Annotated in this window: 21 protein-coding genes; 13 read left to right on the top strand and 8 right to left on the bottom strand. The window is 46.9% G+C overall.

Annotated elements, in window-relative coordinates; translation table 11 throughout:
• Positions 1-91: 91 nt before the first annotated feature.
• Both CP950_RS04165 and CP950_RS04160 read left to right on the top strand, forming a co-directional pair.
• Positions 92-1,081, top strand: coding sequence for a malate dehydrogenase (locus CP950_RS04165; protein ID WP_096672649.1), 990 nt, complete (start codon positions 92-94; stop codon positions 1,079-1,081).
• 7 nt (positions 1,082-1,088) lie between these two features.
• Positions 1,089-1,469: a hypothetical protein gene (locus CP950_RS04160; RefSeq protein ID WP_207760205.1), complete on the top strand. Its 381-nt coding sequence runs from the start codon at positions 1,089-1,091 to the stop codon at positions 1,467-1,469.
• Positions 1,470-1,537: 68 nt separating this feature from the next.
• Here CP950_RS04160 and CP950_RS04155 read toward each other — a convergent pair whose 3' ends face one another.
• Complete coding sequence (locus CP950_RS04155) at positions 1,538-2,749, bottom strand: DUF2863 family protein (RefSeq protein WP_096672647.1); 1,212 nt, start codon at positions 2,747-2,749, stop codon at positions 1,538-1,540.
• A gap of 1 nt (position 2,750) precedes the next feature.
• Positions 2,751-3,527, bottom strand: coding sequence for a peroxide stress protein YaaA (gene yaaA / locus CP950_RS04150; RefSeq protein WP_096672645.1), 777 nt, complete (start codon positions 3,525-3,527; stop codon positions 2,751-2,753).
• Between the two features lie 149 nt (positions 3,528-3,676).
• Between yaaA and CP950_RS04145 the strand changes: the two genes are divergently transcribed.
• From CP950_RS04145 to CP950_RS04105, 9 genes are all read left to right on the top strand, one after another.
• Positions 3,677-4,156, top strand: a complete 480-nt coding sequence (locus tag CP950_RS04145; RefSeq protein WP_096672643.1) for a DUF3429 domain-containing protein — start codon at positions 3,677-3,679, stop codon at positions 4,154-4,156.
• 12 nt (positions 4,157-4,168) lie between these two features.
• Complete coding sequence (locus CP950_RS04140) at positions 4,169-5,482, top strand: replication-associated recombination protein A (protein ID WP_096672641.1); 1,314 nt, start codon at positions 4,169-4,171, stop codon at positions 5,480-5,482.
• 121 nt (positions 5,483-5,603) lie between these two features.
• Positions 5,604-6,179, top strand: a complete 576-nt coding sequence (locus tag CP950_RS04135) for a peptidylprolyl isomerase (protein WP_096672639.1) — start codon at positions 5,604-5,606, stop codon at positions 6,177-6,179.
• Between the two features lie 32 nt (positions 6,180-6,211).
• Positions 6,212-8,032 carry a bifunctional chorismate-binding protein/class IV aminotransferase gene (locus CP950_RS04130; RefSeq protein ID WP_096672637.1) on the top strand — a complete coding sequence of 607 codons (1,821 nt, stop codon included), beginning with the start codon at positions 6,212-6,214 and terminating at the stop codon, positions 8,030-8,032.
• A 9-nt stretch (positions 8,033-8,041) separates the two neighbouring features.
• Positions 8,042-8,602: an NUDIX hydrolase gene (locus tag CP950_RS04125; protein ID WP_096672635.1), complete on the top strand. Its 561-nt coding sequence runs from the start codon at positions 8,042-8,044 to the stop codon at positions 8,600-8,602.
• 18 nt (positions 8,603-8,620) lie between these two features.
• A complete protein-coding gene (aat, locus tag CP950_RS04120; protein ID WP_096672633.1) occupies positions 8,621-9,358 on the top strand; it encodes a leucyl/phenylalanyl-tRNA--protein transferase in 738 nt (245 codons plus the stop codon).
• Entirely contained in the window at positions 9,355-10,101 is a 747-nt protein-coding gene (locus CP950_RS04115; RefSeq protein WP_096672631.1) for an arginyltransferase, read from the top strand. Before aat ends, CP950_RS04115 begins: the two co-directional genes overlap by 4 nt.
• 9 nt (positions 10,102-10,110) lie before the next feature.
• Complete coding sequence (locus tag CP950_RS04110) at positions 10,111-11,142, top strand: quinone-dependent dihydroorotate dehydrogenase (RefSeq protein WP_096672629.1); 1,032 nt, start codon at positions 10,111-10,113, stop codon at positions 11,140-11,142.
• A gap of 92 nt (positions 11,143-11,234) precedes the next feature.
• Entirely contained in the window at positions 11,235-12,833 is a 1,599-nt protein-coding gene (locus CP950_RS04105; RefSeq protein ID WP_096672627.1) for a gamma-glutamyltransferase family protein, read from the top strand.
• A gap of 82 nt (positions 12,834-12,915) precedes the next feature.
• Here the strand turns inward: CP950_RS04105 and oxlT are convergent, their stop codons facing one another.
• Complete coding sequence (oxlT, locus tag CP950_RS04100; protein WP_096672625.1) at positions 12,916-14,184, bottom strand: oxalate/formate MFS antiporter; 1,269 nt, start codon at positions 14,182-14,184, stop codon at positions 12,916-12,918.
• Between the two features lie 256 nt (positions 14,185-14,440).
• Between oxlT and CP950_RS04095 the strand changes: the two genes are divergently transcribed.
• A complete protein-coding gene (locus CP950_RS04095; protein ID WP_096672623.1) occupies positions 14,441-15,262 on the top strand; it encodes an IclR family transcriptional regulator in 822 nt (273 codons plus the stop codon).
• A gap of 9 nt (positions 15,263-15,271) precedes the next feature.
• Here CP950_RS04095 and CP950_RS04090 read toward each other — a convergent pair whose 3' ends face one another.
• The 5 genes from CP950_RS04090 to aceE form a co-directional block, all read right to left on the bottom strand.
• Complete coding sequence (locus CP950_RS04090) at positions 15,272-16,363, bottom strand: serine hydrolase family protein (protein ID WP_243391914.1); 1,092 nt, start codon at positions 16,361-16,363, stop codon at positions 15,272-15,274.
• Positions 16,364-16,474: 111 nt separating this feature from the next.
• Positions 16,475-17,362, bottom strand: a complete 888-nt coding sequence (locus tag CP950_RS04085) for a DMT family transporter (RefSeq protein WP_096672621.1) — start codon at positions 17,360-17,362, stop codon at positions 16,475-16,477.
• A gap of 124 nt (positions 17,363-17,486) precedes the next feature.
• Positions 17,487-19,286, bottom strand: coding sequence for a dihydrolipoyl dehydrogenase (gene lpdA, locus CP950_RS04080; protein ID WP_096672619.1), 1,800 nt, complete (start codon positions 19,284-19,286; stop codon positions 17,487-17,489).
• Positions 19,287-19,295: 9 nt separating this feature from the next.
• Positions 19,296-20,597 (bottom strand): dihydrolipoyllysine-residue acetyltransferase, encoded by a 1,302-nt coding sequence (gene aceF, locus CP950_RS04075; protein ID WP_096672617.1) that lies wholly within the window; start codon positions 20,595-20,597, stop codon positions 19,296-19,298.
• Between the two features lie 16 nt (positions 20,598-20,613).
• Positions 20,614-23,310 carry a pyruvate dehydrogenase (acetyl-transferring), homodimeric type gene (gene aceE / locus CP950_RS04070; RefSeq protein ID WP_096672615.1) on the bottom strand — a complete coding sequence of 899 codons (2,697 nt, stop codon included), beginning with the start codon at positions 23,308-23,310 and terminating at the stop codon, positions 20,614-20,616.
• Between the two features lie 198 nt (positions 23,311-23,508).
• Here aceE and CP950_RS04065 point away from each other — a divergent pair, with 198 nt between their 5' ends.
• Positions 23,509-26,040 (top strand): PAS domain-containing sensor histidine kinase, encoded by a 2,532-nt coding sequence (locus tag CP950_RS04065; RefSeq protein WP_096672613.1) that lies wholly within the window; start codon positions 23,509-23,511, stop codon positions 26,038-26,040.
• Positions 26,041-26,049: the final 9 nt, after the last annotated feature.

The raw sequence follows: 26,049 nt of genomic DNA, 5'->3' as shown, positions 1-26,049 counted from the left end.
AGACATATTAACAGAGTAATGAAACCTACACACGTTTGAATGGATAATAAGGAGGTTTTCATTAGTCAACCCTAACTGGAGTTATTAGTAAATGGCAAAAGCCCCAATGCGTGTCGCCGTCACAGGCGCAGCCGGACAAATCGGATATTCCCTTCTATTTCGCATCGCCAACGGCGATTTATTGGGCAAAGATCAGCCCGTAATTCTGCAGCTGCTTGAAATTCCCGATGAAAAGGCACAAAAAGCCTTGACTGGTGTGATGATGGAGCTCGAAGATTGCGCGTTTCCTTTGCTCGCAGGAATGACGGCTCACTCTGATCCGATGACCGCATTTAAGGATATTGATATCGCATTGTTAGTTGGCGCACGTCCGCGCGGTCCTGGTATGGAGCGCAAAGATCTGCTATCAGCAAACGCACAAATTTTTACGGCTCAAGGAAAAGCATTAAATGCAGTCGCTAAGCGAACTGTCAAAGTGTTGGTTGTTGGAAATCCAGCCAATACCAATGCGTATATCGCCATGAAGTCAGCGCCAGATATTCCTGCGAAGAACTTCACCGCCATGCTCCGCCTTGATCACAACCGCGCTCTTTCGCAATTGGCAAGTAAGTTAAATAAGCCTGTCAGCGAAATCGAAAAACTGATTGTTTGGGGTAACCACAGCCCAACGATGTATCCCGATTATCGTTTTGCTGATGTTGCAGGTCAATCCGTTAAAGACGCAATCAATGATCCTGCCTGGAATAAAGACGCCTTTATTCCTACCGTGGGCAAACGGGGTGCAGCAATCATCGAAGCGCGTGGTCTTTCTTCCGCTGCTTCAGCCGCTAATGCAGCGATTGATCACATGCATGATTGGGTTCTCGGCACTAATGGCAAATGGGTCACCATGGGTATACCATCTAATGGAGAGTACGGCATTCCTGCTGAAGTCATTTATGGTTTCCCAGTCACATGTGAAAACGGGGAATACAAGATGGTTGAAGGCCTAGAGATCGATGAATTTTCACGCGAACGCATGAACCACACTCTCAATGAATTGCTTGAAGAGCAAGCCGGTGTTAAACATTTACTTTCCTAAGGATACTATGAACTTCAAGAAAATAGCCATAGCCATTAGCTTGGGATTTTCAGTCAGCTGCATGGTTGATGCATCGGCTGCATCTGACGAAGTATTTACCTGGACCTGTGGTGAAGGTAAGGTATTTAAAACTTCCGGAACTACTGAAAATGTTCGCCTAGTTTGGGAATCTAAGACCTACGAATTAGAGCGACAAAATTCCCTTCCAGGAAGCCTGCGTTACAAAAATACTTCCTCAGGTCATGACCTGGTCGTATTGGGAAACAAGGCGATGCTCTTCAATATTAGGACAAGCACTCGACTGGCTGATTTTTGCCAAACTGCCGATATGAAGAGTGGCAAGCCACCACACTTATTTGCCGGTGTGGAGCCATTTGTTCAAAATTAAGTTATCTTTATTGCGTTAATAAAAAAGCCGAGAATATCTCGGCTTTTTTGTGCCCACGATTTATTTGTTTAGTGAAAGAGGGGTTGCTGCATAGGTGCGTCATCAGGCATTTCTGCATGGACCGCTTCTCCAGATCGATCAGGGAACAACGGTGCCCCACAGTCATCGCAGAGTTCTGGCTCAAATAACATGGCATGACGAAAAACATCTTCAACACCTGCGTCGCGCAAAGCATCGCAAATTTTCTTGATCGGACTTTCATCATCAGAGAGATCATTTAAGGCGTCGCTCGCTACACTTTCGCGGTCATACAAGGGCCAAATCACACCGTACATGACGTCTGATGAACCTCTAGGACTAAAGGAAATTCGGTATTCATCAGCCTGATCTTCGCCAAATGCGGCAACCACGCATGACAATCCCGCCGGCAAGATGCCAACGGTACTCTCCATGAAATTCACTGCCGCGCGGATGCTCATAGGCCTTACTTGTTTATCTGCCAGACGGCAGTTAGTAAAGTAAGCTTCGGGCAGCAACAGCTCGAATTCACAACCAGGCAACAAAGAAGAAACTGGTTCTTGCATCGCACTTTGCCAGCCAATTAAACTCATCCCACGCTCAACACGCGCAGGAGCTTCTGCTTGCCAACGAAATAGTGGCTTGCCCGTAGGTGTGGTCACCGCTGCAATGATAAAACGGGGATCAGCTAAAACCGCAATGGTTTCCGACATATCGCGCAACTCGATTTTAATTTCACTGCCTGTAATTGCTGCGTTTGCCAAGGACTCCGTTAGTAATCGAGTTTGACTATGCGAATGGGGCATTTGATCAATGCTATACAACCAAGGAACAATCGCTAAACGGGTTTCTGGAGCAGCAATAAACTCATGCAAAGCAGATGCCGTTGCATGAATTCCATGTACCGATAATGGACCAGAGGGAATTTGATAGCGAGTATGCGCAACGATAGGTAGCGCCAATAAGAGCACATCCCATTGCTGTCCTTCATGCTCCATGACCAAAGACTCTGCCAAGGTTTCGGCACTATCAGCCAGCACTTCAAATGCCAAAGTATTAATACGAAAAGTTTGATCTAAGGCGGCGTCAATGACGTTTTGATTTTGACTCTTTAATAGACGCATGAGTCGAGTATTTAGATGCTCCTCCCAATAGAGGTCTTCAATTTTGCTGCCAGAGGCGGCAAGTGAAATGGCGTCAGCTACTAAACGCTCAACATCTGGCGAAGCGCGCTGCGATGATTTACTTCGATGAACGGCCATATTATTTTTTCTCCGGACGGCGAAATACTGGCTTATCGGGTTTTGATTCAGATGGGATAAATTGATATCCGTCGACGTTAAATGCTTTGAGATCCTCGGGATCTTGGATGCGGTTCTCAACCACGAAGCGCGCCATTAAGCCGCGCGCTCGTTTCGCATAAAAGGAGATGATTTTGAAGGCCCCATCTTTGCCATCCTGAAATACCGGAGAAATCACTGGGCAAGCCAAAGCCTTAGCCTGAACCACCTTAAAGTACTCTGTAGAAGCTAAGTTCAGTAATGCAGGCTTCTTACTCTTGTCTAAAATCGCTTTTAAGGAGGCTGTTACTTTGGTGTCCCAAAAAGCATATAAGTCTTTACCTCGCGCGTTTTTGAATGAGGTGCCCATTTCTAGGCGGTATGGCTGCATTAAATCTAAGGGCCTTAAAACACCGTATAAACCAGACAGAATGCGTAGATGATCCTGTGCAAATGCCATGGCTTTGCTATCGAGCGTTTTCGCATCAAAGCCTTCATAAACATCCCCATTGAAAGCGTAAATGGCAGCTTTACTGTTCTCTTCGGTGAATTTTTTTGACCAAGCCTGATAGCGCCCCAGGTTCAGAGCAGCCAACGGATCAGAAAGACTCATCAAGCTTGCAAGCTCTGCGGGGGCTAGCTTCTTGAGGCCAGTAATCAATTGGGCAGATTCGGGGATAAATTCAGGCAAGGTAGGAGACTTGACCGTGACCGGAGTTTGATAATCCAATGATTTAGCAGGTGAGAGAACGATCAGCATGGCACAATTTAATAATGTATTTTGTTCATTCTACTGTTCATACCAACGCCCAGCTCAAATCTGGACTCCCTGAGCGCTTAGATCCCCATCAGGCCGCTTTATAGCGCAAACTAGGCTACCTTTTTAATTTTTACTCAGCGAATTTATTTGTGAACCCCCTTACACCTCTTGTACGAATCCTCTCTTATGCAGGCTTAATTCCATTTATCGGCCTAGCCTTGATGGTTCAACTCGCACCCCTCCCCCTAAATTACCTTAGCGCAGAATCCCTTGCGAGCTACGGCGCAGTAATTACGGCATTTACCGGAGCAATGCATTGGGGCGCCAATTTACATACCCTTGGCCAATCTCCTGCGCAAGATCATTGGGAAAGACGTAATGCCTGGATCTGGGGTATTACCCCCTCACTAGTGGCATGGCTGGCACTGCATATTTACATACCAGTAGGTCTAGTGATCCTAGCGTCCATTGTGCTAATCCAACGCAGCATTGATCAAAATACCTATCACTATTATTTTTCAAATGAGGCAAGCAGGAAAGCATTCCTCACAATGCGCAATCATTTGAGCTACGTTGCAGCAGCCTGCTTAGTTTGGGCGGCAATCGTCATACTCGTGTTGCAAAATTAATTCATCGAGAACATGGGTAACCTTTTTGACAGCCCTCCTACTCCGCCTCTAGCTGAGGAACTCCGCCCACAAAGAATAGAAGAGGTGATTGGGCAAGAGCATCTCTTAGGTGAAGGCAAACCCCTTAGTCTGGTTTTTGCCTCCGGCAAACCCCACTCGATGATCTTATGGGGGCCGCCTGGAGTCGGAAAAACTACGCTTGCCCGCTTAACTGCACACGCTTTCGATCGAGAATTTATTGCGCTTTCCGCAGTACTCGCTGGCGTGAAAGAAATTCGTGAGGCCATTGAACGAGCCCAGCAAAATCTAGAACAGTACGGCAGACAGACCATCTTATTTGTTGATGAAATTCATCGCTTTAATAAAAGCCAGCAAGACGCCTTGTTGCCCCATGTAGAGTCTGGCCTCTTGACCTTTATCGGTGCCACTACAGAGAACCCCTCTTTCGAGGTGAACTCCGCCCTTCTATCGCGTGCACAGGTCTACGTCTTAAAGTCACTCGAGGCGGAAGATCTGAAGAAGCTATTTCAACGAGCGCACGCGTTTGCCCTGCCGACCATTGAGTTTGAAGAAACAGCTATTGATTATGTAATTACCCAGGCAGATGGCGATGCACGTCGCTTGCTAAATCTAATAGAGCAAGTAGCGAATGCCGCCACAGGCTCTAAGGCCCCACTCGACAAAATTCAACTGGATTTTGTTCAAAATGCTCTATCGGTCACTGCGCGTCGTTTTGATAAGGGCGGTGATCAGTTCTACGATCAAATTTCTGCATTACACAAATCCGTCAGGGGCTCAAATCCCGATGCGGCACTCTATTGGTTTTGTCGCATGCTTGATGGGGGCGCTGACCCACGGTATTTGGCAAGGCGCATTATTCGTATGGCGTGGGAAGATATCGGCTTAGCTGACCCTAGAGCAATGCAAATAGCCAATGATGCCGCCCAAACCTTTGAACGCTTGGGATCACCCGAGGGTGAGTTAGCATTAGGTCAAGCGGTTATCTACTTGGCTATTGCGGCAAAAAGCAATGCCAGTTACAAAGCCTTTAACGCCGCACGAGCCTATGTTTCTCAGGATCAAAGCAAATCAGTACCCAACCATCTTCGTAATGCGCCCACGAAGTTAATGAAAGAATTAGGTCATGGCAAAGAGTATCGCTATGCACATGATGAACCCCATGCATACGCTGCCGGTGAAGGCTATTTACCCGAGGGCATGCAAGAACCCGCTTGGTATAAACCCGTCGATCGCGGGTTAGAGTCGCAAATTGCAGAAAAAATGGCCTTCTTAAAAAAGCTGGATGAAGAGGCAGGAAAAAAATAAATCCAGTTAAAACTGACTAATGACATTCTGGTTTATCGCAACTGATGAGTAATACAATTAAATCAATGAAGTCCGCCCTTGGAGCTCACCCCCTTCCCCATCTAATTTATAAGGAAATATAATGCGCAATCTTTTTGCCAGCTTGTTATTGGTTCTTACCTGCCTCTCAAGCTCTGCCGCTATGGCAGGTCCTAAAGTGGAGTTTAAAACCACAATGGGCAACTTTGTAGTGGAGCTAGATGATGTTAAGGCGCCGAAGACCACCGCTAACTTTTTAAGTTATGTCAAAAGTGGTTTTTATAACGGCACCATTTTTCATCGTGTGATTGATGGCTTCATGATTCAGGGCGGTGGTTTTACTGCTGACATGAATCAAAAGCCGACCAATGCGCCAGTAGTTTCTGAGGCGCAAAATGGTCTCAAGAATCAAACTTACACCATTGCAATGGCTCGTACTTCCGATCCCGATTCAGCTACTGCTCAATTTTTTATTAATGTAAATAACAATGAAGCGCTGAATTACCCAAACGCGATGGGCAACGGTTACACCGTATTCGGAAAAGTGATTTCAGGAACGGAAACGATTGATGCGATTCGCAAGATCTCTACGATGGTTGCCTCCTCACCAAAAATGGGGCGTATGTCTGATGTCCCTAGCAAAACAGTGACCATTGAATCGGCTGGCGTCCTTAAGTAATTCGCGAAACAACTAAGCTCGAAGCACATGTAATGATATTGCTTGATGACGCTCAAAGTACTGATGCAAGACCCTCGAGCCGTCTTTATCAAGAACCTATTGCCTACTGGAGGATTGAGCCCAGTGGGCAGTCCGCGGAAGATGTTCTGCAAACTGCAGAATGTTTGCGGGATCTAGAGCAGGCTCTCGCCAAGGGCGAATATGTTGTTGCAGCATTTGCCTATGAATTAGGCCAGCAATTTCACGATCTTCCTGCACGCCCTAGCTCACACCCACTCATTGAAGCTTGGTCATTTTCTAGCTACCAAACACTCTCCAAGTTAGAAGTGGATGCGTGGTTAGCAACGCAGTTAGCACTGCTGCAAGAGGAGCAGCGACTGTGTGGAATCAGTGATGTTCAACTGTCTTTGCATGAGAGCGACTTTGCCAAAGATATTTGCACTATTCAAGAGTACATTCGCAATGGTGATGTTTACCAAATAAACCATACCTTCCGCATTACCGGCAAAGTGTATGGCTCTCCGCTTGCTTTGTACGCACGCTTGCGGGCGCGCCAGCCAGGTCGATTCGGGGCTTATATTGATTCTGGTACTCACTTTATTCTTTCGCAATCACCCGAGCTCTTTCTGCAGCGAGAGAGTGATACGTTAAAAGCCATGCCTATGAAAGGCACTGCTAATGCCCTTCAATCGACGGCCGAGCACTTATCCTCTGATCCTAAAAATCAGGCTGAAAATGTGATGATCGTTGATCTACTGCGTAATGACCTCAGTCGCATCGCGGAACTAGGTAGCGTGCATGTCCCCGCCCTTTTTAGCGTTGCACAACATGGTGATGTTTTGCAGATGACCTCAACGATTGAGGCTCAGGCTAAATCCCATCTCACTCTCTTAGAAATACTCAATGCGGTCTTTCCCTGCGGTTCCGTTACGGGGGCACCAAAGAAAAGGAGCATGGAAATCATTCAAGAGTTGGAGCCGACCGACAGAGGCTACTACTGCGGTGCCCTAGGTTGGTTTGATCCGCAAGGAGATTTTGCCTTGAGCGTGCCGATTCGGACAGTTGAAATTGAGCGTGTAGAGGCATCTCAAGCAAGCACCTTTGTCTTGGGGGTTGGTGCCGGAATTACCCATGACTCTCGCGCTCAAGAAGAATGGGAAGAATGTAGTGTTAAATCCGCTTTTCTGACTCAGCTACCTAGCCAGGTAGGACTCTTTGAAACCATCTTGGTTAAGCACGGCACGGCTCAAATGCTGGCGGCGCATTTGCAGCGTATGCAAACCTCTGCCATGGACTTAATGATTCCATTTAATCTTAGCGAGGCTGAGAGACAGATTCATCAGGCAGTCCTTCTCGTGGATAAGGACTACTCCTATCGCCTCAGATTGGATTTATCTCCTTTTGGAGAGATCGCTATTAAAACCTCTGTATTCGAACCCCTCCCAAAGATAGTCAAAGTTTTTTGGGCTAGAGACCTATTGCCTGAAAGTAAGCAAGGCATGATGTATTCAGGTAATCCGCTGTTAAGGCATAAAACGCACTCTCGAGAGGTCTATGATCAAGCTTGGCAAATAGCTGAATCTCAGGGTGGATTTGATGCTCTATTTATCAATGAATATGGTTTGGTAACAGAAGGTGGAAGAACCAGTGTTTTTATTAAGCTAAAAGGGGTGTCTGGGTGGTTTACACCCCCTGTTTCTGCGGGCGTTCTTCCGGGCGTGATGCGCGCCAAAATTCTTAATGACCCACATTGGAATGCCCGTGAAGCTAACCTGACTATTGAGGATGTTTTAATGGCAGATGAACTGATGCTTACCAATGCCCTGCGCGGCACTATCACCGCCTCTTTTTAGAAAGTCTGCATGAAGTTTTGTTCAAACTGCGCCCTTCCTATTTCCGTCAAGATTCCAGCAGATGACTCGCGTGAGCGCTTTGTCTGTGAAGCTTGCGGGATAGTTCATTATCAAAATCCCCGGAATGTTGTGGGCAGTATCCCCGTGTTTGGCAAACAGGTATTGTTATGTCGGCGCGCTATTGAGCCTAGGCTTGGATACTGGACGCTACCAGCGGGTTTTTTAGAATTAGGTGAAAGTACCAGCGCAGGGGCCGCCAGAGAAACACTCGAGGAAGCTGGTGTTGAAGTCCAAATTGGTCAACTGTATTCGGTATTAAACGTACCCCAAGCACAGCAAGTCCATTTTTTCTATTTGGCTAGAATGACAACGCCTGACTTTTCTGCCGGTGAAGAAAGTCTCGAAGTGGCTTTATTCAATGAAAATGAAATTCCTTGGGATGACATTGCATTCCCTACTGTGCAATACACGCTGGAATGGTTCTTTGCTGATCGCGCATCAGGCGCATTCAATACAGGCCTTGACGCTCAGGTGCATTGCCGCGACCTCCTTCCAAAAAAGCAGGTTTAAAAAACTCGCTTAGAAACTATGGGCACCATTCACTGGCTAGGCGCTAACGATCCCTTCCCCAATCCACTGTATCAAGAAGATCCAGATCCCACCGTCCCTGGCTTAATTGCGGTGAGTGAGCGAATCTATCCAGGGCAGCTAGCAGCCGCCTATCAATCCGGTATTTTTCCTTGGTACTCCGATAATCAACCCGTACTATGGTGGTCACCAAATCCACGCATGGTCTTAAAGCCAGCGGATTTTGAATGTCATCACTCGTTTAAAAAAACGATACGTCAATTTCTGCTGGATCCTCACAGCAATATTATTGTGGACGGTGATTTCGGGGCTATTGTGCGTGCCTGTGCAACAAGTACACGCAAAGATCAAGATGGCACCTGGATCACTCATGAAATCATGGATTCTTATACGGCACTTTTTGAACAAGGGCGAGCACATTGCATCGCAATTACGCAGGGTCAACAAATCATTGGGGGTTTGTATTGCGTTTCTTTTGGCACAATGGTTTTTGGTGAATCGATGTTTAGCCGCCAACCTGATGCCTCAAAGCTGGCCCTAGCGGCACTCTGCGCTTTTTGCCTGCAACAAGGGATTGGCATGATTGACTGCCAGCAAGAAACAAGTCATTTGAGCTCCTTAGGCGCGAAACCCATTGCTAGGGTAGATTTCCTTGAGGCTCTGCAGGTCGCTCAAAATCAATCTACTATAGAGATTCTATGGAAATTTGATAAAGCAATTTTGCGGCATTGGTTATGACAAAGTTAAATGAGCTTCCCTTAACAACGTTGCAGTTTTACGCAACAGCAACTTATCCATGCAGTTATTTTCCCACCCGGATTGCACGGTCCCAGGTTGCAACACCTGCCCACCTTATCAACACAGATTTATATGGTGAGCTCGTTGATGCAGGATTTCGGCGGAGTGGTCTTTACACCTATCGACCTTATTGCGATGCCTGCAGAGCTTGTATAGCCTCGAGGGTATTGGTCAATCAATTCAAACCCAATCGAAGCCAACGGCGCGCAAGCAAGCGTCACCAAGACTTAGAAGTGCATGTTTTGGATTTAGGCTATCAAGAAGAACACTTTGCACTTTATCAAAAATACCAAAAAGAGCGTCACACTGGTAGTGCTATGGATGGGGATGATCAAGATCAATATACTCAATTTCTACTGCAAAGTCGCGTAAACTCGCGCATCGTTGAATTCAGAGATGGCGCTTTAGGAGTGACTCCTGGTCGTTTACGAATGGTGAGCATGATTGATATTCTTGAGCAGGGAATTTCATCGGTATATACCTTTTACGATGCGAGTGATAACGGATCTAGTTACGGAACCTACAGCATCCTCTGGCAAATTGAGCAAGCCCGTGAACTCAATCTGCCCTATCTTTATTTGGGCTACTACATAAAAAATAGTGAAAAAATGGCTTACAAGGTCCTCTTTCAACCCCTTGAAGGTTTGCTCGAGAATCGCTGGCAGCCCATCATTGGGCCATAATATCTAACCATGATTGATAGTTACGCATATTTACGCCCCTTACTCTTTAAATTAGACCCCGAACAATCCCATAATTTAGCGCTTAGCAATTTGGATCGTGCGGAGCGCTGGGGTTTACTCAAGCTTCTCATCGAACAACCAGTTTCCGACCCCAAAATTGTTTGTGGCATTGCCTTTCCTAATCCAGTGGGACTTGCCGCTGGACTCGATAAGGATGGCAAACACATTGATGCACTCGCCGCACTTGGATTTGGTTTTCTTGAGATAGGTACCGTCACTCCTCTGCCACAAGCAGGCAACCCAAAACCGCGCATGTTTAGACTCTCTCAAGCCCAAGGGATTATTAATCGCATGGGCTTTAATAATGATGGTGTTGAGACTTGTGTGGAACGAGTTAAGCAATCTAACTTTTGGCAAAACGGGGGGGTACTTGGTTTAAATATCGGCAAAAATGCAGCCACCCCAATTGAAAGCGCCGCAAGCGACTACATCAAGGCGATGGAATCTGTTTATGAAATTTCTAGCTACATTACCGTCAATATCTCTTCGCCCAATACGCAGAATCTACGTGCCCTCCAAGGTGAAGATTTGTTGCGCTCATTACTCAGGGACTTGAGCGAAGCCCGCCAGCGACTTAACGATAGTTACAGCGTGCGCAAGCCCCTCTTCTTAAAAATAGCACCAGATTTACATCATCAGGATGTCAATCTGATTGCTGATCTTCTGCAGGAATTTGGCATTGACGCCGTAATTGCCACCAACACCACTATCGCTCGGGAGTCAGTAAGTAAATTAAAGCATGGACATGAAGCAGGCGGCTTATCAGGAGCACCGCTTAAGGCAGCCTCAACGGACGTCATTAAAACGCTGCATGCGCGTCTGCAAGGCGCTATACCGATCATCGGAGTGGGTGGCATTCTGTCTGGTGCTGATGCCCAAGAAAAAGTAGCGGCTGGCGCTAGCTTAATCCAGCTTTATAGCGGACTGATTTTCAAAGGGCCTGCACTGGTTTACGAATGTGCGACTGCCTTAAAGCAATAGAGCCTAATGAATCTTTGCGCTGTGTTGCTGATTCGGTTTTGAGTCACACAATAATAAATATCTATTTAATCCGTTTCTAGGGGGAGTTTTCAATGCAACAAAAATGGGGAATTAGAGGAATGGCGGTTGCGCCGCATTCCCTCGCATCAGGTTCGGCCTTAGCTGTTCTTAGGGAGGGAGGCAATGCCTTAGAAGCAATGGTTGCTGCCGCCGCAACGATTGCGGTGGTCTATCCCCATATGAACTCCATAGGTGGCGACTCATTCTGGGTAATTCACTCCCCTGGCAAGGCAATGGGTGGCATTGATGCTTGTGGTGCAGCAGCAGGTTTGGCTACAAAGCAATGGTATGCCGATCGGGGGATAACCCAATCGATTCCCTTTCGCGGTGCTTTAGCAGCCAATACCGTTGCCGGAACGATTTCTGGCTGGGGTGCAGCGCAGCGTCTTTCAAAGCAAGGTCTTGGAGGAAAACTACCGCTCTCCCGTTTGTTAGCAGACGCAATTTATTATGCCGAACACGGTGTACCAGTCACTTATAGCCAATCAAGCTTGACTGCGAAAAAACAGGAAGAGCTCAGCCCTATTCCTGGTTTTGCCAAAACCTTTTTAGTTAAAGGTGAGGCTCCTGAAGTTGGCAGCATTTTTAAACAAGAACGTCTTGCTAGGACTTTAGACCAGATTGCTCGTAAAGGGACTGACGATTACTATCGCGGTGATTTAGCAAACTCGCTTGCGCAAGAATTAACCGATCTAGGCAGCCCCCTCCGACTTGACGATCTGCGTCGGCATCGCGCGCAACTGATTGATCCCTTGCAGTTAAAGCACAGCATGGGCAAGGTCTACAACATGACTCCGCCTACTCAAGGTGTTGTGTCACTCATGATCATTGGCATCTTAGATCAGCTGAATTTAAAGCGCTTCAAAGTCGATAGCGCGGAATATGTCCATCTGTGCGTCGAGGCCACAAAACAAGCTTTTAAAGTGCGTGATGAGTTTGTGACGGATCCTGCTTATATGAAAAGAGATCCACAATCCCTCTTGTCTCCCGCTTTCCTTAAAAAATTAGCAAGCAATATTAATTTAGAAAAGGCATTGCCATGGGGTCAAGGTAAAGGTCCGGCGGATACGATTTGGATGGGAGTAGTCGATGGGCAAGGAAACAGCGTTTCCTTTATTCAAAGTATTTATCATGAGTTTGGTGCTGGGATCGTGCTCCCTAGTACAGGCGTTAATTGGCAAAATCGGGGTTGTAGTTTTTCTTTAGATCCAGCAACTCTCAATCATTTAGAACCATATCGCAAACCCTTTCATACGCTCAATCCAGCGCTCGCCTTATTCAAGGATGGACGCACGATGGTCTATGGCACGATGGGCGGCGATGGACAACCCCAAACCCAATGCGCGGTTTTTACACGCACTGCAGTTTATGGGCTAGATCCACAAGATGCTATTAGCCGTCCACGTTGGTTGCTGGGACGCACTTGGGGTCAGACTAGCGATAGCCTCAAACTCGAATCCCGTTTTAATCCTTCGGTCACCAAAGAGCTGCATAACTTAGGGCACGACATTGAAATGCTGGATTCGTTCGATGAGAGCGTTGGTCATGCTGGTTGCATTATTCGCGATCCCTCTGGCACGCTGCATGGTGGCTGGGATCCAAGGAGTGATGGCGCAGTTAGCGCATTCTAGAGTCTTCATACCCCTTGAGGCAATAAAAAAGGGCCAGTCACTTCAAAGTGATTGGCCCTCATGCATTAGTAGTACTCAATCTTTAGCTTGCTTGCGTTTTTAAGTATTTAGCACGCATAGGACGAAGCACAAAGAAGGCTAGGATTGCCGCACTGGCATCCAAAATAATCATGATTGTGAAGACAGGCATCCAACTATCTGTTACTCCATGAATATACGCTGCAACAGGCGCTCCGATAATGGATCCCACACCCTGAGCCATATACAAAAAGCCATAATTTGTGGTGGCGTGTTTTTGGCCAAACGTGTCTGTCAAGGTGGATGGGAATAAAGAGAAAATCTCGCCCCAACCAAAAAATACAATACCTGACATCAACACAAACATGACCGGATCTGAGCGAGTCATGACCCAGACAAACATCGCTACCGCCTCAAGACCAAAAGCAATAGTCATCGTGTACTCACGGCCAATGCGATCAGAGATCCAACCAAATAAGGGGCGAGTAAGGCCATTGCAAACACGGTCAATAGTCAATGCCAGCGGCAATGCAGCCATACCAAAAACCATTGCCGATGTAATACCAAAATCTTTTGCAAAAGCACCCATTTGCGATATCACCATCAGACCTGAGGTAGACATCATCGACATCATTAAAAACATTAACCAGAAAACGGGGGTTTTCAGCATTACTTTAGGAGAGACTCCTGAAGCAGCTGCTTCAATTTGGCTGGCGGTTTGCGTACGATCGGCATGCGGTACACGAATACCCTGAGCAGCCAATAAACCAACGGCACCAATAATGTAGCCAAAGACTGTTAAGGTTCCTTGCAGGCCTGACTCAGCCAAACTGGTTGCAATTGGGAAAGTGGTTAATAAAGCGCCGATGCCATAGCCGGCTGCAACCATGCCCACGGCAAAACCACGATTGCTTGGAAACCAGCGCACCATCAAACCAACAACACCGATATAAACAATGCCGGTACCCAGTCCCCCCAACACACCATAAGTAATATAGAGATTAGATACCGTAGTTACATTAGCCGATAAAACCCAACTTGCTCCGGTCAACACCGTACCGATAGAAAGCAATAAGCGAGGGCCAAATTTGTCGACTAAATAGCCTTGAAATGGCGAGAAAAAGGTTTGCAGCACAATCAAGATGGAAAATGTAATCTGTAGCTCGGTCAAAGTAACGCCTAGCTGACCCATGATTGGCTTGGTAAAGAGCGCCCAAACATACTGAGGGCTGGAGATAGCCATCATACAAATAACACCCAAAGCCAGTTGGATCCATTTCGATTTCAATGGGTTACTGCTTGTACTTTGCAAACCCATGGTTGATGAACTCATTGCAATATCCTTAAAGTGTGAGTGAGGCTGAATAATTAGAACAGTACTAATTGTGAACTAGACCCATCCATCCAAGCCGTAAAAATCCCGCTTATGGTGCGTAATGCATTCTTTCAATGCACTATATATTTAAATGCACTGTTTTCCAACTCCTCTTATTCGCAAATCGACCTCTTTTTTAAAAACTCCTAAAAAGACTTCATGAGATTACATTTCATAATATGCAATTTTGGGGAAAATCGATACAATATTCAGCATGAGTGAAACTAAATCCCTCGCCGCCAAGAAGATTCCTGGGGAAGTTGGTAAAACCGCCATCCAGGTGGTGGAGCGCATGATGAACTTATTGGATGCCTTAACAATCCATGAGGAATCCAGCAGCTTAAAAGATCTAGCTGCCCTCACTTCCTTGCACCCCTCTACCGCTCATCGCATATTGAATGACTTGGTAGCCTGCAGGATGGTCGAGCGTGGTGATGGTGGTACCTACCGCTTGGGCTTGCGCTTGCTAGAACTCGGTAATTTAGTAAAAGCTCGTCTCTCTGTGCGAGAAGCCGCTCAAATACCAATGCGTGCTTTGCATAAATCTACTGGGGAAACCATCAATCTTTCGGTGCGCCAAGGAGACGAGATTGTTTATGTTGATCGCGCCTACAGCGAGCGCTCTGGAATGCAGGTGGTAAGAGCAATAGGTGGTCGTGCCCCGCTGCACCTCACCTCGGTTGGTAAATTATTCTTAGCAAGTGATGATGCCAATCAAGTTCGCGCTTATGCTGCTCGCACTGGTTTAAATGGGCATACTAAAAATAGTATTACCGATTTAGTACGACTAGATAGAGAGCTTGAAGAAGTTCGTCAACTCAGTACCGCCAAAGATAATGAAGAGCTTGAACTCGGCGTAAGCTGCTATGCAGCATCAATTCTGGACGACTCGGGTAAGTTGGTCGCTGGTCTCTCACTCAGCGCGCCAACGGATCGTATTCAGGCTGATTGGTCGCGCTCGCTGCAAGAAACTGCCCTGAAAATTTCAAAGGGCATGGGGTATAAGCCTAAGTTTACAGACCCGACCGCTGATTAAAAAGCCTCTTTACATTAAACGCCGAATTGGCTGAAGTTCCCCAGAACGTTCATACCAGTCTTTTACGCGTACAGCATCCGCAAAGCGTGACTGTGTCCCAACAGAGTCCAAAAATACCAAGAGTAAAGGGGTGTTATTCACGCGAGCCTGCATCACTAAGCACCGTCCGGCAGCATTAATGAAGCCAGTTTTTTGTAAGCCGATATTCATATCGCCGGCTCGTACGAGGCGGTTCGTATTTAGAAAAATTTGGGGACGCTGGTTGATAACCATGGTGAGCGTTGGCCAGGTAGAAAATTCACGAATCATTTTGTATTGATAAGCGGCATTAAGCATGCGTGTCAAATCTTCAGCTGAGGCTACATTTTCACTAAGCAATCCAGTCGGATCAGCAAAGTGCGAATGATTCATGCCAATTTCCTTCGCTTTGCGATTCATGGCCTCAACGAATGCGGGAATGCCGCCAGGATAATTTCGACCCAAAGTATAGGCAGCTCGATTCTCTGAGGACATGAGAGCAAGGAGGAGTGCTTCTTCCCGAGTCAGGACGGTTCCCCTAGCCAAACGTGAGGTGTGATAAATGTGCACATCATCGGCATTAATTTCAACCGCTTCATCCATTGGCAATTTGGAATCCAGCACTACCATGGCGGTCATTAACTTCGTAATCGATGCAATCGGCAAACTTACCGCTGAATTCTTCTCGTAATAGACTTCTTTAGTATCCTGATTCACGACCATGACTACGCTAGATTTGAGGCTCAACTGATCATTCTGGCCACGCAATCCAAGGGCGGTTGCCAGTGAGGGCGCTGTTGCAACGGCAACTTGGGTCGAGCGCGTCACACTGGTGCGGACGGATTTCTGTGACTTCTTAGAAGTTTTAACAATCTTAAGGGATGTTTTAGCTGATGCAGTTGCAGGTTTAGCAGCGCTTGCCACATTATCTTTCGACGCCCTGACAGACTTGGCAGACTTGGCAGACTTGCTTGAATTGGTTGCTTGGGTAGACTGATCGGTCGAGGCTACTGCTACAGTCCAAGTTACGCCCACCATCCATAGGGAAACGCCAGCCGCGGACAAAAATCGATTCAAACGCATCCCAAAAATACCTTCATAAACTTTCAACATACCGAATGATAAATAACTTTCTCTCAACGCAGAGATTTATCTAAACAAAGCAAGCTTGAAAGCTGTGCCATCAAAACGAATTTATTCTGCAATCGTAGCCACAGAATTTGATTTGCGAGCATTCACCAAAACCACACCAGTCATCGTTAGTGCTAGACCAACCGCCATCATGGCAGTAAAGGGTTCATTAAAAAGGAGCCAAGCCATAGCTGCGGTGAATGGTGGGGTCAAATATAGCAAACTAGTAACTTTAGTCGCAGCGCCCTTACGAATCATCATATAGAGCAAGCTAATAGAGCCGATTGAGAGCGGGAAGATCGCCCACAACATTGCCACGATAACGGGAGTATTCCAAACGATTACGCCTGACTCCAGGAAATACATACAAGGAAAACACAGAACTGCTGAGACGCTAAATTGAATTAAGGAACCAGCGCGAAGATCAAATACTGGGCAATACTTTTTTTGATACAAGGTGCCAAATGTAATTGATAACAAGGCCACAAACGCCAAAATATAACTGAGCAAAGGAATGTGATTAAAACCGATTTTTTCAACTACGACTAAAGCCACTCCAGCAAAACCAAATGCTAGACCTGACCACTGTCTTGATGAAACTTTTTCAGAAATCCAAGCAGCAAACCAGGCCGTTAAAATCGGCTGTAAGCCAACAATGATGGCAACTAAACCCGCTGTCATTCCCAAACGAACAGCGAACCACACTCCCAGCAAGTAACCAAATTGAAGTAATAAGCCAGCTACGGCAATATGCCGAACCTGAGGTAAGCTAGGCCATTGCATACGCCAGACCAGACTGAGTGCGGACATCGCAATCAACACGCCAATAAAACGCCAAAACAAAAAGGTAGCTGGCTCAACATAAGGCATCGCAAGACGGGCAATGACAAAGCCAGTACTCCAAATCAAGACAAAAAACGGAGCAATCAACCAATCAAGTTTTACATTCATATCTTGCTAACGGTAGCCTTGGAAATTGTATGGACTGATTTTAGGCTTATTTCTTTGGGCCCATGAAAAAAGCCCTAATAAATCAGGGCTCCTTTTAAACCGCAGAACTCATTACAAAAGCGATTTAGTGCGCCTTCTTTTTTACCGGCGGCAAATCGGTGCAATGCCCAAGTGCCGCTTCAGCAGCCAGTCCAACGGATTCACCTAAGGTTGGATGGGGATGAATCGTTTTGCCTATATCTACAGCATCCGCACCCATTTCAATCGCTAAACAGACTTCCCCAATTAAGTCTCCGGCGTGCGTGCCGACAATACCACCACCAATAATCCGCTTAGACGTGGCATCAAAAATCAATTTTGTGAAGCCCTCATCTCGACCGTTAGCAATGGCTCTGCCACTAGCAGCCCATGGAAACAAACCTTTTTCGTAGGCGATGCCTTGCGCTTTACATTGCTCCTCTGTCATACCAGCCCATGCAACTTCAGGATCGGTATAAGCTACCGACGGAATTTGCTTCGCATCGAAATAGGACTTATGCCCGGCTGCTGCTTCAGCGGCTACATGGCCCTCATGGACTGCTTTATGGGCCAACATGGGTTGACCGATTAAGTCACCGATCGCAAAAATATTAGGGACATTGGTGCGCATCTGTCGATCGACAGAAATAAAACCTCGCTCGTCAACATCAATTCCTGCGGCGGCAGCACTGATCTTCTTACCATTAGGCGAGCGCCCCACTGCTACCAAGACCAAATCATAGGTTTGCGGTTCGGCTGGGGCATTTTCACCTTCAAAAGTGACTTCAATCCCTTTATCTGTAACTTGTGCTTTGGTAGCACGAGTTTTAAGCATGACTCTTTCAAAGCGGCCTGAGTTGAACTTCTCCCATACTTTTTCCAAATCGCGATCAGCGCCCGCCATGAGACCGTCCAACATCTCCGCAATATCAATGCGTGCACCAAGCGTGCTGTATACCGTCGCCATTTCTAGCCCGATAATGCCACCACCAATCACTAGCATCCGCTTGGGAATACTCTTTAAAAGTAGCGCTCCCGTGCTATCTACAATGCGGGGATCAACTGGCAGGAATGGGAGCTTCACAGGTTGACTGCCTACGGCAATGATCGCCTTCTGAAAGCGGATCACTTCTTTTTGACCAGTCGGCTCTTGACCTTCACCATTCGTCATCTCTACTTCAACGTGATTCGCGTCAAGAAAGCGCCCTAAGCCACGCACAACTTTGACTTTACGGGCCTTGGCCATGCCAGCTAAACCACCGGTTAATTTAGCGATGACTCCATCTTTATAGGCACGCAATTGATTCATATCAATCACAGGCTCGCCATAAGTAATCCCGTGATGGGACATGGTTTTCACTTCATCCATTACTGCGGTGGTGTGAAGTAATGCCTTTGAAGGAATACAACCTACGTTCAAGCACACCCCACCCAAGGTAGCGAAACGCTCGACTAATATGGTATTCATCCCCAAATCGGCACTCCGAAATGCAGCACTGTAACCGCCAGGACCAGCACCTAATACCAGCACCTCACACTCATGATCCACCTTACCGCTGTATTGATTTAATGCTGTGACAGGCGGGGTTGATGGTATTGCTACTGCGGGTGAAACTTGCGCTGCTGGCTGGGGGGCGGGCTGAGAGACTCCTATTGGTGCCGCAGAGTCTGCCACTTCGATTTCTGCAATCACACTCCCCTTGCTCACCTTATCGCCAAGCTTAATCACTAGACTGGTAATCGTACCCGCGACATCCGCAGGAACTTCCATGGTGGCTTTATCTGACTCGAGCACTAAAAGCGCTTGTTCTTTCTCAATACGCTCACCCACTTTTACCAACACCTCGATTACGGGAATATCAGCGTATTCGCCAATATCAGGCACAAGAATCATTTGCTTAGCCATCAGACTTCCTTATAAAGTTGCGCGACGGAAGTCGGACAAGAGCTGGGCAATATAAACTGCAAAGCGGGTTGCTAATGCACCATCAATCACTCGATGGTCAGCGGATAAAGAGAGCGGGCAAATCAGACGAGGAACAAATTGCTTGCCGTCCCAGATTGGCTTCATTGCAGCCTTACTGACGCCCAAAAGCGCGACCTCAGGGGCGTTGACGATTGGGGAAAAATACGTACCGCCAATACCACCTAAAGAAGAAATTGTGAAACTAGCCCCTTGCATTTGATCGGGCTTTAATTTGCCCTCTCGAGCCAAAGCAGCAAGTTCGGAAGTTTCACGCGCTAAGGCAAAGATTCCCTTTTGATCTGCATTGCGAATCACTGGCACTACTAAGCCATTCGGTGTATCGGCTGCAAAGCCAATGTTGAAATACTTCTTGAGCACCAAGTCCTCGCCGTCAAGTGAGCTATTGAACTCAGGGTATTTTTTGAGGGCCGCAACCGCAGCCTTCATCAAGAAAGCCAACATTGTAATTTTGACGCCCTGCTTTTCATTTTCTTTATTAGTCAAAATACGGAATGCTTCTAAGTCAGTAATGTCAGCATCTTCGTGATAAGTAACTGCCGGAATCATGACCCAATTACGCGCTAAATTAGCAGCACTCAATTTCTTAATACGACTGAGTGGTTGGCGCTCAACCTCACCAAACTTGGTGAAATCGATTGCAGGCCAAGGAAGTAAACTTAAACCACCCAAGCTGCCATTAGATCCTGTTGATGCGACTCCGACACCACCACTCATCGCAGCCTTAACAAAGGCTTGCACGTCCTCCTGAGTAATACGTCCCTTTGGACCTGAGCCATTGACCTGATCAATTGTCACGCCTAGTTCGCGGGCAAATTTACGCACTGATGGGCTTGCATGGCTACCGCCAAGCTCAACTGTTGCCGGCTGAGCGCTCAATGGGGGTGGCGCTGGTGCACGCGCAATGGGAGGCTCTACTGGCGGCGTTGCTTTTGGAGTCCCGGGAGCTGGTGCCGGGCTCGGTGCTGGAGCAGCAATGGAAGCGACTTGACCATCCTCCTCCAATAGCACCACGATCGATCCCTCAGAAAGAGAGTCGCCCACCTTTACTTTGACTTCTTTCACCAAACCAGAGTGAGAAGAAGGTACATCCATCGTCGCTTTATCAGACTCTAGTACAACGATAGATTGCTCTTTTTCAATCACATCGCCGACTTTGACTAACACTTCAATGACGGGTACATCTTTGTAATCCCCAATGTCGGGAACTTTAATTTCAAGTATTTGGCTCATGGTCTTTATCTTTTAATTAAACCGTCATTGGATTAGGCTTGTTAGTGTCAATGCCATATTTCTGAATAGCTTGAGCTAATTTCTGACGATCAAATTGGCCGGCATCTGCTAGAGCGCGCAAGGCTGTTAGCACTATCCAGCGCCGATCTACCTCAAAGAAATCACGTAATTTCTCTCGCGTGTCCGAGCGACCAAAACCATCAGTCCCTAACACCTCATAACGACGTCCAAGATGTTGAATTGCAGGGCGGATTTGCTCTGCAAATAAACGCATGTAATCTGTTGCCGCAATCACGGGACCGGCTGTATCTTTAAGGCGCTGCTCAACGTGAGAGAGAATTGGCTCTGCAGTGGGATTCAGTAAATTGGTGCGATGTACATCAGCCCAATTACGCCCTAATAAGTTAAAGCTAGGACAGCCCCACAGATCAGAAGAAACACCCCAATCTTGATGAAGCAAATGTGCCGCCTCGATCACTTCACGGAAGATCGTTCCTGAACCTAATAACTGAACCCGAAGTGACGCTTTTGCATCGCCAACCGAATTTAATTTATACATACCCTTAATGATGTCTTGCTCCGCTCCCTTTGGCATTGCGGGGTGGGTATAGTTTTCATTCATCAAAGTGATGTAGTAGTACACATCCTCTTGCTCTGCGAGCATGCGACGCATACCATCTTGAATGATTACCGCAACCTCAAATGAGAATGTAGGGTCATAACTCATACAGTTAGGTACCGCTGCGCTCCATACTTGACTATGGCCATCTTCGTGCTGCAAGCCTTCGCCATTTAAGGTGGTTCTGCCTGCGGTACCACCTAAAAGGAAACCACGACTGCGCATATCTCCAGCGGCCCAAGCTAAATCACCAATACGTTGAAAGCCGAACATCGAATAAAAAATGTAGAAAGGCAACATCGGCACGCCATGGGTAGAGTAAGCAGTCGCAGCAGCAATCCAATCACACATGCCACCCGCTTCATTAATACCCTCTTGCAAGATTTGGCCGTGCTTATCTTCTTTGTAAAACATCAATTGGTCATGGTCTTCTGGCGTGTAGAGCTGACCTAACTGATTCCAAATACCGAGTTGACGGAACATTCCCTCCATACCAAAAGTACGGGACTCATCTGGCACGATGGGCACTACCCGTTTGCCCAATACTTTGTCACGCACAATCGTATTGAGGATTCGGACGAAGGCCATCGTTGTGGAAATCTCACGACCTTCAGAAGTGGCCTCAAGCATTGGTGCAAATACTTCAAGCGAAGGCACTGGCAAGCTTTCCGCCTTCATGCGGCGCTGAGGCAAGTAACCACCCAATTCTTGACGACGCGCCTTCATGTATTCCAGCTCAGGACTACCTTCGACGAATTTCACCAAAGGCATCTCATCCAACTCTTCGTCTTTAACGGGGATTTCAAAGCGATCACGGAAACGACGGACATCATCGTCATTCATCTTCTTCGCTTGGTGCGCAATGTTCATTGCCTCACCAGAAGCACCCATGCCGTAACCTTTAATGGTGTGCGCCAAAATAACCGTAGGTTGCTCAGCATGATTTACCGCAGCATGAAAAGCAGCATAGACTTTGTGCGGATCATGGCCACCACGGTTCAGCTGCCAAATCTCATCATCACTCCAGTCATTGACCAAGGCTTGTAGTTCAGGCGTATTGAAAACTACCTTGCGTACATAGGCGCCATTCTTAGCCTTCATTGTCTGGTATTCGCCATCAACGATTTCACCGAGGCGCTGCATCAAGATGCCTTTTTTATCGCGCGAAAATAAGGCATCCCATTGACCGCCCCAAACGACCTTAATCACATTCCAGCCAGAGCCTCGGAACTCGCTCTCGAGCTCTTGGATAATCTTTCCATTACCCCGTACAGGTCCATCTAAACGCTGTAGATTGCAGTTGACTACAAAAATGAGGTTGTCGAGCTTTTCGCGGCCAGCCATACCGATAGCACCCAACGATTCAGGCTCATCCGTTTCACCATCGCCTAAAAATGCCCAAACTTTGCGGCCCTCTGGCTTGATAAAGCCGCGATCTTCCATGTAGCGCATAAAGCGCGCTTGGTAAATTGCCATGATGGGTCCTAGACCCATGGATACAGTTGGAAATTGCCAAAAATCGGGCATTAACCAAGGGTGCGGGTAACTTGAAACTCCCTTGCCACCAACTTCTTGACGGAAATTATGAATTTGCTCTTCTGCCAATCTACCCAACATATACGCTCGAGCATAAACACCTGGTGCTGAGTGTCCTTGAACAAAAATCAGATCGCCACCGTGTTCTGGTGATGGGGCATGCCAAAAATGATTGAAGCCCACATCATATAGAGTGGCAGCAGACTGAAAGGAAGAAATATGGCCGCCCACATTGGTATCCTTATTCGCTCTGAGAACCATTGCCATCGCATTCCAGCGGGTATAAGACCGAATCCGGTGCTCTACATTTTGATCCCCTGGTAAGCGTGCCTGAGCCTCAACGGGAATGGTATTAATGTAGGGGGTTTCAGCGTGAAATGGCTGGTTGACGCCATTCGTGCGCGCATGAGAAATTTGCTGATCTATTAAGTAGGCGGCTCTTTCAGGGCCTTCGTTTTTAATTACGCCATCTAGGGCTTGTAACCATTCTTGGGTTTCGCCTGGATCGACATCCTGCGCATTTTTGGTCCCTAAAATCTGCTCTGGAACTGCTGCCATGAACTGCCTCCATTAGATGTAGCTTGGTAATAAAACTTAATAGGATTATTCTAAAAAGGTATTTAGGGCTAAACAAGCAGTTTTTCACATAATGGGAGTATTTCTCATAATGCGATATTTTATTGCACTGCAAAGAAATAGCTCAGCCAACACATTTAGATGCCTAGATGAACAGATCAGGCAAAATAAGTTCATTCCATGAATAAACTTGTCTCATCTATCGCACAACAGAACCCCATTAAGTGGTTTCGTAAAATTCGGGGCTTTAGGCTCGTTTACACCCCACTTTTAGCAATTGTTATTTTTACCGCCGTGATGGGCGTGATCTTGGGTACATTGCAACTTCAAGAGAAACACCAGCAAGAAGCCGCTATATTTAGAGAGCTCTCATTTGCAAAACAGCGCATTCAATTAAGAATGATAAACAATAGCGAGACCCTATCGGCGATCAGTAGAGATTACGTAAGTGGCTATGATCAGGTCAAAATAAAAGAGAGCGCGGTTGATCAAGCGATTCACATGGTGGCAAGTAATCATGAAATCGCCAAGGTAATCTGGCTTAGCCCTAGTCGCCAGATCCAATGGCAAGTGCCAGCAGTAAATACCAAAAAAGAAGCATTGGATCGGTACCAGAGTACGCCAGATGTGGAGAAGGCGCTCCAAAGAACCGTTAATCTCAGTTTAGAAACGAATCGCCCTGCATTCAGTCAATTCATCCCCCTGGAATCAAATAGTGAAAATACTGGGAGCAAGGATGTTCGCAATGTTTTTTGGGAGGTCATCCCCAATCCTGGGGCCGATAATTCCAACGGTATTTTCGCTGTTTTATATACGACTCAAGGTCTACTGGGCATGATTCCCAGTGAACTTAAAGCCATGTATCGCTTCACCTTAATCGCAGATGAAGAAAAAGTGATTGCGATATCCTCAGATAAAAATACGCCCCGACGCGCCTTAAGTAACCAGACTACTTTAGACATGGGCGCATTTAGCCCCAACCTCACCTTACGGATTGATTCCTACCCTCCTCCGACCAACGTGACTTTTAGGATGTTGATTGCGGTCACTCTTGGATTAAGCGCCTTCGTAATCTGGAGCTTATGGTCTGTTTTAAAGCAGATGCAAGTTCGTCAAGAAGCCGAGGCTAATCTCAGAAAAGAAACCAGTTTTCGTAATGCGATGGAGAATTCGACTCCAGTAGGCATTCGCGCGCATGATATGGAAAAGCGGATCACCTATGTGAACAGAGCTTTCTGCGAGATGACTGGTTGGTCTAGTGAAGAGTTAATGGGTCTGGCACCGCCATTTGAATTTTGGCCAGATAGCAGAAAAGATGAGCTCTCGGAAAAAATGAATGAGGCCTTTCTATCCTCCTTTTCCTCAGAAAATAAAATTGGTATTGAGGGAATGATTGTGCGACGTGATGGCGCGCAAATTCATACGCGTACTTTTATTTCCCCCCTCATTAATGAAAAGGGAATCCAAACAGGTTGGGTTGCGTCTTTAATTGACATCTCGGAACCCAAGAAAATTCGTGAAGAGCTCGTTGCATCGCAAGACCGCTTTGTTACTGTGATGGAAGGGCTTGATGCAGCAGTGTCAGTAGTCTCGATCGATAAGGGAGAGCTACTTTTTGCGAATCGTTTTTACCGAGAACATTTTGGTGAAGGTGCAACTGGCCACTTCCAGCTGGCAGGAGGCGAGCCCGAGCAAAATTCAATGCGGGAACTAGGTGAGGAATTAAATGACTTTGACCAGACCATTCCGCCCTCTTATTTACTGCAAGAAGCCGAATCCGAAGAAATCGAGCTACCCGGCGTTACCAACACTTGGTATGAAGTGCGTCGACGCTTCATTCCATGGGTTGATGGTCACTTGGCACAAATCCTGATTGCGACAGATATTACTGAGCGCAAACACGCGGATGATATATCGCGCCAGCAAGATGAGCGCATGCAATTTACCAGTCGCTTAACCACGATGGGTGAAATGGCCTCGTCACTTGCTCATGAACTGAATCAACCGCTTTCTGCAATTTCAAACTACTGCATGGGGGTTGTCAAACGCTTGCAAGGATATTCAGATCCTGCGATTGAGAAAGACATCCTGCCCGCGCTTGAAAAAGCCTCCGAACAAGCTCATCGGGCAGCCACCATCATTCAACGTATTCGTGGCTTTGTAAAGCGCAGTGAGCCGCAGCGTCAATCGACTGATATCGCTTTAATTATTAATGATGCAGTTGGCTTAGTGGAGATTGAGGCGCATCGTCAACGCTTAAGCATTACCTCAAACGTCGCCACAGACTTACCCATGGTTGAGCTAGACCCAGTTCTGATCTTGCAAGTATTGGTAAACCTGCTCAAGAATGCGTTAGACAGCGTGCGCGACGTGTACCCCCTCTCATCTCGCTGGTCAGCACCCCCGGTGACGATCTCCGCTGATTTAGATACCGGCTCTTTTCCGGCTACTTTGCGCATTCAGGTAACAGATGCCGGTTCAGGCATCCCCGAAAATATCATTGAACGAATGTATGAGCCATTTTTTAGTACCAAAAATGACGGTATGGGTATGGGGCTCAACATCTGCCGCTCCATCGTAGAATCGCACCATGGTCGGCTTTGGGCCAAAAATCACATGGATGCAGAACATACCAAAATGATTGGCTGCACCTTTACAATACTATTGCCGATTGATTCTCCCGATTCTGAGAGAGCAATAGCCAACGCTTAATCCGTGTTT

Source organism: Polynucleobacter meluiroseus, from assembly GCF_900205755.1.
Classification (GTDB): domain Bacteria; phylum Pseudomonadota; class Gammaproteobacteria; order Burkholderiales; family Burkholderiaceae; genus Polynucleobacter; species Polynucleobacter meluiroseus.
This window is presented reverse-complemented; position numbering and strand designations above follow the sequence as displayed.

Excerpts from the sequence above, each read along its gene's own strand:
- CP950_RS04165 (WP_096672649.1), top strand. The coding sequence starts at position 92 with ATGGCAAAAGCCCCAATGCGTGTCGCCGTCACAGGCGCAGCCGGACAA.
- CP950_RS04160 (WP_207760205.1), top strand. The coding sequence starts at position 1,089 with ATGAACTTCAAGAAAATAGCCATAGCCATTAGCTTGGGATTTTCAGTC.
- CP950_RS04155 (WP_096672647.1), bottom strand. The coding sequence starts at position 2,749 with ATGGCCGTTCATCGAAGTAAATCATCGCAGCGCGCTTCGCCAGATGTT.
- yaaA (WP_096672645.1), bottom strand. The coding sequence starts at position 3,527 with ATGCTGATCGTTCTCTCACCTGCTAAATCATTGGATTATCAAACTCCG.
- CP950_RS04140 (WP_096672641.1), top strand. The coding sequence starts at position 4,169 with ATGGGTAACCTTTTTGACAGCCCTCCTACTCCGCCTCTAGCTGAGGAA.
- CP950_RS04135 (WP_096672639.1), top strand. The coding sequence starts at position 5,604 with ATGCGCAATCTTTTTGCCAGCTTGTTATTGGTTCTTACCTGCCTCTCA.
- CP950_RS04130 (WP_096672637.1), top strand. The coding sequence starts at position 6,212 with ATGATATTGCTTGATGACGCTCAAAGTACTGATGCAAGACCCTCGAGC.
- CP950_RS04125 (WP_096672635.1), top strand. The coding sequence starts at position 8,042 with ATGAAGTTTTGTTCAAACTGCGCCCTTCCTATTTCCGTCAAGATTCCA.
- aat (WP_096672633.1), top strand. The coding sequence starts at position 8,621 with ATGGGCACCATTCACTGGCTAGGCGCTAACGATCCCTTCCCCAATCCA.
- CP950_RS04115 (WP_096672631.1), top strand. The coding sequence starts at position 9,355 with ATGACAAAGTTAAATGAGCTTCCCTTAACAACGTTGCAGTTTTACGCA.
- CP950_RS04110 (WP_096672629.1), top strand. The coding sequence starts at position 10,111 with ATGATTGATAGTTACGCATATTTACGCCCCTTACTCTTTAAATTAGAC.
- CP950_RS04105 (WP_096672627.1), top strand. The coding sequence starts at position 11,235 with ATGCAACAAAAATGGGGAATTAGAGGAATGGCGGTTGCGCCGCATTCC.
- oxlT (WP_096672625.1), bottom strand. The coding sequence starts at position 14,184 with ATGAGTTCATCAACCATGGGTTTGCAAAGTACAAGCAGTAACCCATTG.
- CP950_RS04095 (WP_096672623.1), top strand. The coding sequence starts at position 14,441 with ATGAGTGAAACTAAATCCCTCGCCGCCAAGAAGATTCCTGGGGAAGTT.
- CP950_RS04090 (WP_243391914.1), bottom strand. The coding sequence starts at position 16,363 with ATGCGTTTGAATCGATTTTTGTCCGCGGCTGGCGTTTCCCTATGGATG.
- CP950_RS04085 (WP_096672621.1), bottom strand. The coding sequence starts at position 17,362 with ATGAATGTAAAACTTGATTGGTTGATTGCTCCGTTTTTTGTCTTGATT.
- lpdA (WP_096672619.1), bottom strand. The coding sequence starts at position 19,286 with ATGGCTAAGCAAATGATTCTTGTGCCTGATATTGGCGAATACGCTGAT.
- aceF (WP_096672617.1), bottom strand. The coding sequence starts at position 20,597 with ATGAGCCAAATACTTGAAATTAAAGTTCCCGACATTGGGGATTACAAA.
- aceE (WP_096672615.1), bottom strand. The coding sequence starts at position 23,310 with ATGGCAGCAGTTCCAGAGCAGATTTTAGGGACCAAAAATGCGCAGGAT.
- CP950_RS04065 (WP_096672613.1), top strand. The coding sequence starts at position 23,509 with ATGAATAAACTTGTCTCATCTATCGCACAACAGAACCCCATTAAGTGG.